The following is a 9,778-nucleotide window of genomic DNA, read 5'->3' as shown; positions in this document are numbered from 1 at the left end:
AACAACGGCAAGGTCCGCCTCGACGAAAAGTCGACCATCACCAACAACGACCCCACCAACTGCGCCGGCACCGTCAAGGACTGCTTCAACTGACCGACGGTCAGCGAACGGATCCACGCAGGGTCCGGCCCCCTACCACCTCGGTGGTAGGGGGCCGGATCGTCGTGGGATCAGTCCTGGACGAAGACCGCCACGCTGCGCGCCGGCACGGTGAACGTGCCGCTCGCCTGGTCGAACGAGGCGGTCCGCAGCACCGAATCGGCGGACTCCCGCAGCACCGGGTGCAGCGCCACGTTCGCCCCGCGCAGGCCGGTCACCGTCTGCTTCGCGGCCCCAGGGGTGGCGTTGAAGACGACGGTCACCGACTTCCACTTCCCGTCCAGCCCCCGGGCGTCCAGGGTCATGGTGAGCACGCCCGGCGTCTCCTTCTCGCCGGAGAGCGGGAAGGCGACCCGCTGCTGCACCTGGCCGGCGGTGGCCAGCCCGAACACCGGCGAGGACTCCCGGATCCGCAGCAGCTCCGCGTACCGGGCGTCGGCCAGGTTGATCGCGGCGCAGTCCGGCACCAACGTCGGATCGGCCAGCAGCGGCTTCGCGTACGACCACTTGTCCTGGTTGTCCTGCGCCGGCGGCAGGCCGGCGCCGAACCCGTTGCCCCGCTCGCAACCCCAGCGGATCTGGTTGAACCAGTCACCGGAGTTGAACGAGTTGCGGTCCAACGACTTCGACCGCAGCCGTTCGCTGCCGGCGGTGACGAACCCGGTGCCCTGCCCCAGCACCACCGTGCTCAGCGCCAGCACCTGCATCCGGGAACGGTCCGCCGCGGTGGTGGCCTGCGGCAGCTTGTACGCCAGCGCGTCGTACAGGATCTCGTTGTCGTGCGCGTCGACGTAGGTGACCGCCTCCCCGGGCGCGGCGGTGTAGCCGGCCGGGGCGCCGTTGTAGTCCACCTGCGCCCCGGTGACCGTCCGCCCGGAGGTGTCGGTGAACCGGTAGTCCCGCAGGTTGCCCGTGAGACCCACCTTGATCAGGTCGTGGGCGTGCAGCAGGCGGGCCTTCTGCGCCGCCGCCGACCCGTTCACCGGGTCGCCGTTGGGGTCGCTGTAGAGCCCGGAGGCGAAACCCTGCGCGCGGGGGTTGGCGTCGAACGGTCCGCCGCCGCGTACCGCGTCGCGCAGCCGGTCGTTGAACGTGCCGATGCCGGTGCCGGCCATGTTGGCCTGGGTGGCCTGCACGAACCGGGCGTCATTGGCGACCTCGCCGAAGTTCCAGCCCTCGCCGTAGAGCATGATCGCCTTGCCGTCCACCCCGTCGCGGGCGACGGTCAGCCGGTCCAGCGCGGCACGCACGGCCAGGATGTTCGCCTTCGGGTGGTGGCCCATGAGGTCGAACCGGAAGCCGTCCACCTTGTACTGCTTGGCCCAGGTGACCAGCGAGTCGACGACCAGCTTGCCCATCATCGCGTGTTCGGGGGCGGTGTTGGCGCAGCAGGTGGAGTTGGCCACCGTCCCGTCGTCGAGCAACCGGTGGTAGTAGCCGGGCACCACCTGGTCGAGCACCGACTTCTCGTCGACGCCGGCCGCCGAGGTGTGGTTGTAGACCACGTCCATGACCACCCGCAGGCCGGCCTCGTTCACCCCGGCGACCATCCGCCGGAACTCGGTGGTCCGCGCCGCGCCGACCGGGTCGACGGCGTATCCGCCCTCCGGCACTGTGTAGTGCAGCGGGTCGTAGCCCCAGTTGTAGCCGTCGGTCTCGGCCACCGCCGCCACGCACTTCTGCTGCTGCTCGGAGTCCGGCGGAAGGGCCGCCAGGTCACAGGCCGGCTGGCGCTGGTCGGCCCGCTTCTCGGGGATCGTGGCGAAGTCGAACGCCGGCAACAGGTGCAGGTGCGTCACACCGGCGTCGCCCAACGCCCGCAGGTGGGTCATCCCGGCGGTTTTCGGGTCGGTGAACGCCAGGAAGGTGCCCCGCCGCTGCGCCGGCACGGTCTCGTCGGCGATGGAGAAGTCGCGCACCGACAGCTCGGAGATCTGCGCCTTCGACGCCGGCACCGCGGCCGGCTTGCGCAGCGTCCGCCACCCCGCCGGGGCCAGCGCCGGATCGTTCAGGTCGACCAGCTGGCTGTGCGTGGAGTCCGCGGCGAGAGCCACCGAGTACGGGTCGGTCACCGACGCGGTGACCATCCGCTGCGCGGCCGGCTGCCACGCCTGCACCTGGTAGCGGTAGTACTTCCCCGTCCAGGCGTGGCTGCCGCGCACCGACCAGACGCCGGTGCGGTCGTCGCGGCGCATCGGCACCGTCTTCGGCGCCGCGGCGGGTGAGTCGAACAGTTGCAGCGCCACCGTCCGGGCGGTCGGCGCCCAGAGCGCGAGGCTCGGCGTACGGCCGGCGAAGGTCGGACCGAGCGTGACCTGGCTGGCCCGGGAGTACACGTCGTCGAGCACGCCGGGAATCTGCACGCCGGTCGCGGCGAGCAGGGCGCCCGCCGCGTCGCGCTCGGTGACCAGCAGCTGCCCGCGCAGCGCCGCCGGCACCTTCGCCAGGTCACCCCGGTCGAGGGAGAAGGCCCGGTAGGACCACAGGTGCGGGAACGCCGCGCGCTGGGCCTCGGTGAGCCCGTTGCGCTGCGCCCGCAACGGCAGACTGGTGTACGTCCCGGACAGCTCGCCGTCGACGACGCTCACCCCGCCGGTGGGGGCGGCCACCAGGGCGTACACCCGACCGTCGGTCGGTGGGGTCTGCCAGGCCACTGTGGACCGGTCGATCCAGTGCGCCTTCTGTTTGCCGATGTCGGTGTCCCCGCCTGCGCTGGTCGCGGTCGACGGCAGCAGCCGCCCCGGGGTGGCGGCGAGCAACCACACCTCCCGGCCGGCGCTGGCGAAGTCGAGCCGCTGGTCGTCGGGCAGATCCTTGGTGTCGCCCTTGTGGATGATGTAGTTCAGCCCGGTGGCCCCGGCCGCCAGCGGCACCCGGAACACCGCCCCGAACGCGTCGATCGACGTCGGCGCGAGCGGGGTCGCCCACTCGGTCGGGTTGGCCGCACCGTCCCACAGGTGCAGGCCCCACCCGTCGTACTTGCCGTCGGCCCGCCGGTAGTGGATCACCGCGGTGCCCTCCTCGACCGCCGGGTCCGGTTGACCGGTGGCCGCCTGCCTGCTCGGATAGATCGCCGGTTCACCCTGCTTGAGCCAGACCTCACCGGTGGCCGTCACGTCGATGCTGCGATCCTGGGCGACGTCCTTGGTGCCATTCTTGTCGACCACCACGAAGCCCACGGACTTCGCGCCCGGCTTGAGCTTCACCCAGGCGAACCGGCCGTAGGAGTCCTCCCCGGCGAACGGCTGCCCCTTCGGCCACTCGGTGACGTACGCCGGGTCGATGTCGCCCCAGGCGTACAGCCCCCAGTCGTCGTACCCCCCGGCCGGACGCTGGTAGTGCACCACCGCCCACTCCCGGGACCCGCCCTGCTCGGGCGTGCCGACGACGGCGACGGACCGTGCCGTCGCGGTGCGGCCACGGCCGTCGCGGACGACGGCGCGGTACTCGATCCGGGTGCCGCCGGCCAGCCCGTCCAGGTCGTGGTGCACGGTGTACGGCGCGTGGTCGGCGCTGCCCAGCAACGTCCACCTGCCGCCGGCCACCCGGGCCGCCACGGTGACGGTGGCCAGCGGGTCGCCGGTCACCTTCGCGGTGACCGCCGCGCGGGTCGCCACCGAGGCGCCCGGCGCGGGGGTGGTGATGCTGATGGTCGGCTTGCCGGTCGGCCGGGCGATGGGGGTGCCCGCGCGGTACACGGCCGCCGACAGCGGCGGCACGGTCAGCGTCAGCCTGCCGTCGCCGCCGGCCCGTTGGCCGCCCGATCCGCCGTAGATGCCGGTGAAGGTGGCGCCGGCCGACCAGGTGTCCACGGTGACAGTCTGCGCGGTCTCGGCGTTGTTCACCGCCACCACGTACTCGGTCCGGTCGGCGGGGGCGATCCGGGAGGCGGCGAACACGCCGGGGCCGTCGGCGGCGTACCGGGTGACCTGGATGCCGTCGCGCAGCGCGGGGTGCGCCTGGCGCAGCCGGCCCAACTCGGCGATCGTCCGGTACAGCGGGTGGCCGGTGTCGAACTGGTCGCTCGCGTGGGTGCGGTCGGTGCCGAGCAGGTCGTCGTCGAGGTAGTCGGGCACCTTCGAGGCGAACATGTCCTGCCGGGCGTCCTTGTCCCCACCGGGGCCGGTGAAGCCCTGCTCGTCACCGGAGTAGACCACCGGCTGACCGCGGGTGAGGAACATCAGCTGGTGGGCGAGCTGGTCCCGCCGCAGGTGGCTGGCCGGGGCGGTGCCGCCGCCGGCGATGAACGACCCGATCCGGCCCATGTCGTGGTTGCCGAGGAACGTGGTCAGCCGACCCGCGTCGGTGTCCCGGGCGGCGTAGAGGTCGTCGCGGGCGTACACGTCGGCGAGGGCCTTCGCCGAGCCGGCGCCCGCCGTGTAGCCCCGCGCGGCCTCCTGGAACGCGAAGTCGATGGTGGCCGGCAGACCACCGCGCCGCACGTACGTCGACGTGATCTCCGGGTTGGCGCTGTAGACCTCGCCGAACACGAAGAAGTCCTTCTTGCCGGCCTTCTCGGCCGCCTGCTCGACGCCCTGGGTGAACTGCGGCCAGAAGTCCATGTTGACGTGCTTGACCGTGTCCAGCCGGAACCCGTCGACGCCGGTCGCGCCGATCCAGTCGCCGTACGCCTTCGTCATGCCCCGCACCACCTCGGGACGCTCGGTCCAGAGGTCGTCGAGGCCGCTGAAGTCGCCGTACTCGCTGTTCTCACCGGAGAAGGTGGAGTCACCCCGGTTGTGGTACATGGTCGCGTCGTTGAGCCAGGCCGGCACCTTCACGGTGGCGTCGCCGGGCTCGGGAAAGACCGGCGTGTACGGGCCGGAGTTCTTGTCGACCGTGGGGAAGTCACGGCTGCCGTCGGCGTAGTTGCGGTCCTCGAAGGCCCGCCCCTGCGCGTCGACGTACGGCGAGGTGGCCTTGTCCACGTAGGCGTAGGAGTCCTCGGCGTACTTGATGACGTCGGCGGTGTGGTTGACCACGACGTCGAGGTAGACCTTGATCCCCCGCCGGTGCGCGAGCGAGACCAGCTCCTTGAGCTGCGCGTTCGTGCCGAAGTGCGGGTCGACCTGGGTGAAGTCGGTGATCCAGTATCCGTGGTAGCCGGCCGAGATGTCGTCGCCCTTGCCCTGCACCGGACGGTTCTTGAAGATCGGTGCGAGCCAGATGGCGGTGGTGCCCAGACCCTGGATGTAGGCCAACTTGTCGATGACGCCCTTGAGGTCACCGCCGTGGTAGAAGCCCTTGTCGGTCGGGTCGAGCCCGGTGCGCAGCCGGTCGCCGGTCAGGCCACCGGAGTCGTTGCGCCGGTCGCCGTTGGCGAACCGGTCCGGCAGGACGAAGTAGAACTGCTCGGCACGCGCGGTGTCGGCGCCGGCGGCCAGCAACGCCTCGGCGGTGGGCTCGTCGCGCCACTGGACGGCGCCGGCCGCGGCGAGGGGGTCGGTGCCGGACGGTCGGGGGTCGGCGTCGGCGCCCAGGGGCCGCGCGGAGTCCGGCGTACCGACGAGGGTGAAGGTGAGCAGGCAGACGAGCGCGAGCAGGGCGGTACGCGGAATCGGCGGGGGTTTCATCGACGGCCTTCCTCTGGTCGTGATTGGCCGCACGCTAACCCTTGCCGAAACAATCTGCAATACCTTGCAAACAAAGTCGTAACCGAGCAGTCTCCTTGCGGAAGCACAGCTCAGAACCCGCTGCAGCGCACTCCGTCGACTGTGCAGCCTCGTGGCGTCGTCGACGCCCGTTCCAGATGGAACCGCAACGCCACCGACCCGCCGGCCGGCACGTCCACCCCGCTGACGTACGTGAAGCTCCCGTCGGACTGTCGCAGCGTCCCCTGTGGCACCCCCTCGACCCAGGCGGTCACCAGCCGCCCACCGGCGAAGTCGAACCGCACCGTCCAGCCATGGTCCGCACCCGACGCGTTGACGATCAGCACCTCGCCGATGAAACCCCCGTCGAAGCTCTGCACCACCCGGTAGCGTCCACTCACCGCCGGCGGCTGCTGCGGCGGCACCCCCGCCGACGGTCGCAGCGAGGTCGGTGCCACCGTCGGGCCGACCGGCGGTGGCCGCGACATCGCCGGCGTGCTCGGGGGCGGCCCGCTCGCCCGCGGCGACAGCCCCGGCAGCACCGGCGCCCTCTCCGGCAGCGGCGTCGACGACAGGTCGGACGGCGTGACCGGCGCCTGCGGCAACGGCAACCCCGCCGGCGGCGGCCCGTCGTCGACAGCCGGACTACGCCCCCGGTACGCACCCAGAGCCACGAAGAGCAGAACCACCATCACGACGAGGCCGGCGCACACCACGATCCACGGCGACGACGCGATGGCAGCCGGACCGTGCGACGGTCGCGGCGCGCGACGCATGCCGGACATGTGCCTCCCTCAGCGTGCCGTCCGGGCAGCGTAGCGATCGACGGCCCAGCCCGGAAGCGCCGTCGCCCTTGCCCTGCACCGGCACCGGCACCGGCACCGGCACCAGTTCAGCCGAAGCGACAGTCGACGCCGTTGACCGTGCACCGCACCGGCCGCTGCGCCGACCCGTCCCAGGCCAGCCGCAACCGCAACGTCTGCGTGTCACCCGGATCCAGCGCCGCCCCGCCGCTCACCACGAACGCACCGCCACCCTGCGCCGACACGGAGATCCCCGCAGCACCGCTGACCCGCAGGCCCCGCATGGCGCCCTCGAACGCCAACTCCACCCGCCAGTCCGCCGACCGGGCCGACTCGTTCGTCACCGACAGCACGGCCTCCGTCGCGTCCCCGCCGTCCGTACCGCCCTGGTACCGGGCGGTCACCGCCCCCTTCGCCGCCGCGCTCGTCCGGGCCGGCGACGGCGAACCCGTGGTGGCGCGCGGCGACGGCGTCCGACTGCTGCGCGACGGCCGCGGCGACGCCGTGCGCCGCTCCAGCCCACCCGGCGTCGGCCCCGACGACGCCGTAGCCGGCACGGTCGGCAGGAACACCGGCGGCGCGGCCTGCGGCGCGCTCTCCCGCTCCCGCGTACGGAACGACAACAGCGCGATCACCAACAGCACCACCAGCGCGCCGATGCCGAGCAGCACCACGATCCACGGCACCGACAGCAGCACGCGCGCCGTCCGCGGACCCCCCGCACCGTCCGGCCCTGACGCCATCAGGTCTCCCCTCGTCCCACCGACGCGACAGCGTAGCCAGCGGCGGCCAGACCGAAAACCTCGCGGGTACAGATCGGACCGACCGGCCCACCCGAAGCGGAAAACGGCTCGCCCGCGTGGACGGTCGCCCGGCGGTCAGGCCGTCCGGATAACGGTGCAGATGACCGGACCCTCACCCGACGTACGCAGCAGATAGCGGTACCGCTCCCCCGGCACCGCGTACCCCCGGCTGTCCAGGAACTCCCACTCCACCGACACCATGGTCAGCAGCGCCGACACCGGCTGCACGTCCTCGATCCGAGCGTGCGCGGCGATCAACTCCCGGTCCTGGTAGTCGGGCGCGGCGCCCACGAAGGACAGCGCGACCGCCGCGAGGGAGGTGAACGAGAAGCTGTACGTGTCGGCCACCACCAACCCGGGCAGGGCGTAACAACCGGCGAGCGACGGCAGGTCGCCGGAGGTCATCGCGGCGCCGTACCGGTCGAAGAAGCCGGTCAGCGCGTCGAGATCGGTGGAGGCGTTCACGCGACAGCAATTGCCGCTCACCGGGCGGGCCAAACCTCAGCGGGGCGGCACCCGCACCTCGATCTCCGCACCCAACCGGGCGCCACCGGTCAACCCCAGATCGTCACCACTCCAGAACCGCCCCGGATCGTACCAGTTTGGACGCTTACCGGCGGGCAGCAGGGCCATCGCCTCGTAGGTCACCGCCACCACCTCGGCGCAGTACGCCGTCTCCAACGCCCTCTCCCGCGCAGCCGCGCTGGCCGGAGCTGCCGTCGTCCCCGGGGTGGCCGTTGTCCCCGAGTTGGCCGTCGTCCCCGGGTTGGCCGCAGCGCCCGGAGCGGCCGTTGTCCCGGGGTTGGCCGCATTGCCCGGGGTGGCCCGGCTGGCCCGGGGCCCCGCCCCGGCCGGATTGGCCCCGGTGGTCGGGGTTTCCGACGCGGCCGGAGCGGCCGGGTCGGCCCAGGTCGCCTGAGCGGCCCGCGACACGGCTCGGAGTGCGGCCCGGCCGGGGCCCGGCAGCGACGGCACCCGACCGCGCACCCACCGCCACGCCAACTGGGCGGTCGACGGGAACGGCGTGCCGTCCAACCGCGCGACGGTCCGCAGCACCGCCCGCTCCATCTCCCCGTCCGCCGGCGGGTCGAGCTGCCGCAGCCAGGCCCGCTGGCCGTACCGGTTGGCCCACACGCAGACCGCGTCCCGCAGGTCGTGCAGCTGCACACCACGCTGGTGCGTGCCCGACCACAGGTCCGGCAACGACCGGCCCAGCTCCGCGTGCCACATCAACGGCGGCATGTCGTCCAGCACCACCGCCATCCCGACGTGGTTGACCGGGCTGTTCGTGGTGATCTGGATCGCCCGGTCCGGCACGCTACGACCTCGGAACACCCACACGTCACCGGTGCGGGTCAACTCGACGGCCTCATCCAGGCTGATGCTCATGAGGGTCTAGCCTAGGCCGATGCGGCAACGAATGCGGTGGTGGAAGGTCCTCGGGCTCGCCGGCCTCGCCGGGGTCGCGGCGTCCGGTGTGGTCATAGCGCGGGCCGAACGGCGCCGGCGCGCGTACACGCCGGAGGAGATCCGGCAGCGGCTGCTGGAACGTCACGCCCAGGCCAGTGAGGCAGCCAAACCCGCAGACCCCGCCTGACGACCCGGACCCGGTCGAACCTCCCCGGTCTACCCCGCGCGGTCCCACGCCGGTCCCACCCGACTTGTCCGGCCGGCCCAGGTGATCGGCGGACAATCCCGCCGGCCTTCATGGTCGTGCTCGATCCTGGATGTAGTGGCCTCGCCCGCGTGGTGAGGCCCCTGTTTCCTGGATCGAGCGCGATCATCCGGTGGCGGTCGGGCCGCGTGGAGGTGATCGACTCGGGTTCGGTGATGTGGGGGTGTCCGGCACGTCCGGATGCCCCGGTATCGCCGAAGTCGAGTCGATCAACCCCCGGGGTGGTGGCGTGACCCGGAGGTCGGCGTGCAGTGGCGTGTCGCCCACCGAGGGACGCCGTGCACGGCACGTCTCGGGCGGGCATGATCGTGCTCGATCCTGGATGTAGTGGTCTCGCCGGCAGGGTGAGGGGCCTGTTTCCGGGATCGAGCACGATCATCCGGTGGCGGTGGGGCCGCCTGGAGGTGATCCACTCGGGTTCGGTGATGTCGGGGTGTCCCGGGCGCCCGGATACCCGATTTCGCCGAAGTCGAGTTGATCACCGCCGGGTGGTGGCGGGTGTCCGTTTCCGGTGGGTTGTTTGTCCGGTCCGGGCGGTGGCGTCCCGTGGTCGGTGCCACCTTGGTGGCGGAATCGGGGACCCGGCGGGTTCGTTATACCTGGCATGCCGCCGCGAGCCTCGGGCTTCGGTGGCGCGGCAGCCGCCGGGAACACCCGCCCGGTCGCCGCGGTTACGTCCCCGCACGGTCGAGCAGCACGATTGGCCGGGCTCGTGTGGCGGCCCGTCGGGAACACCCGTGCGGTCGCCGTGGTTACATCCCCGCACGGCCGAGCACCACTGGCCGGCGTGGTCCGGAATGCGGAATG

General features: G+C 72.1%; 6 protein-coding genes. 1 reads left to right on the top strand and 5 read right to left on the bottom strand.

Features of this window, described 5'->3' with window-relative positions:
* Positions 1–170: 170 nt before the first annotated feature.
* The 5 genes from pulA to ACFYPH_RS31065 all read right to left on the bottom strand — a co-directional run bounded on the left by pulA (position 171) and on the right by ACFYPH_RS31065 (position 8,685).
* Complete coding sequence (gene pulA / locus ACFYPH_RS31085) at positions 171–5,672, bottom strand: pullulanase-type alpha-1,6-glucosidase (protein ID WP_387186668.1); 5,502 nt, start codon at positions 5,670–5,672, stop codon at positions 171–173.
* Positions 5,673–5,782: 110 nt separating this feature from the next.
* Positions 5,783–6,475, bottom strand: coding sequence for a cellulose binding domain-containing protein (locus ACFYPH_RS31080; RefSeq protein ID WP_387186666.1), 693 nt, complete (start codon positions 6,473–6,475; stop codon positions 5,783–5,785).
* A 107-nt stretch (positions 6,476–6,582) separates the two neighbouring features.
* The gene (locus ACFYPH_RS31075; protein WP_387186664.1) at positions 6,583–7,236 is read right to left on the bottom strand and encodes a hypothetical protein; all 654 of its coding nucleotides are present in this window, start codon (positions 7,234–7,236) and stop codon (positions 6,583–6,585) included.
* A gap of 135 nt (positions 7,237–7,371) precedes the next feature.
* Complete coding sequence (locus ACFYPH_RS31070) at positions 7,372–7,761, bottom strand: hypothetical protein (protein ID WP_355134641.1); 390 nt, start codon at positions 7,759–7,761, stop codon at positions 7,372–7,374.
* Positions 7,762–7,797: 36 nt separating this feature from the next.
* Positions 7,798–8,685 (bottom strand): hypothetical protein, encoded by an 888-nt coding sequence (locus tag ACFYPH_RS31065; protein WP_387186662.1) that lies wholly within the window; start codon positions 8,683–8,685, stop codon positions 7,798–7,800.
* A 19-nt stretch (positions 8,686–8,704) separates the two neighbouring features.
* Here ACFYPH_RS31065 and ACFYPH_RS31060 point away from each other — a divergent pair, with 19 nt between their 5' ends.
* The gene (locus ACFYPH_RS31060) at positions 8,705–8,893 is read left to right on the top strand and encodes a hypothetical protein (RefSeq protein WP_354863390.1); all 189 of its coding nucleotides are present in this window, start codon (positions 8,705–8,707) and stop codon (positions 8,891–8,893) included.
* Positions 8,894–9,778 lie beyond the last annotated feature (885 nt).

The organism is Micromonospora sp. NPDC005252, from assembly GCF_042872475.1.
Taxonomy (GTDB): Bacteria; Actinomycetota; Actinomycetes; order Mycobacteriales; family Micromonosporaceae; genus Micromonospora.
This window is presented reverse-complemented; position numbering and strand designations above follow the sequence as displayed.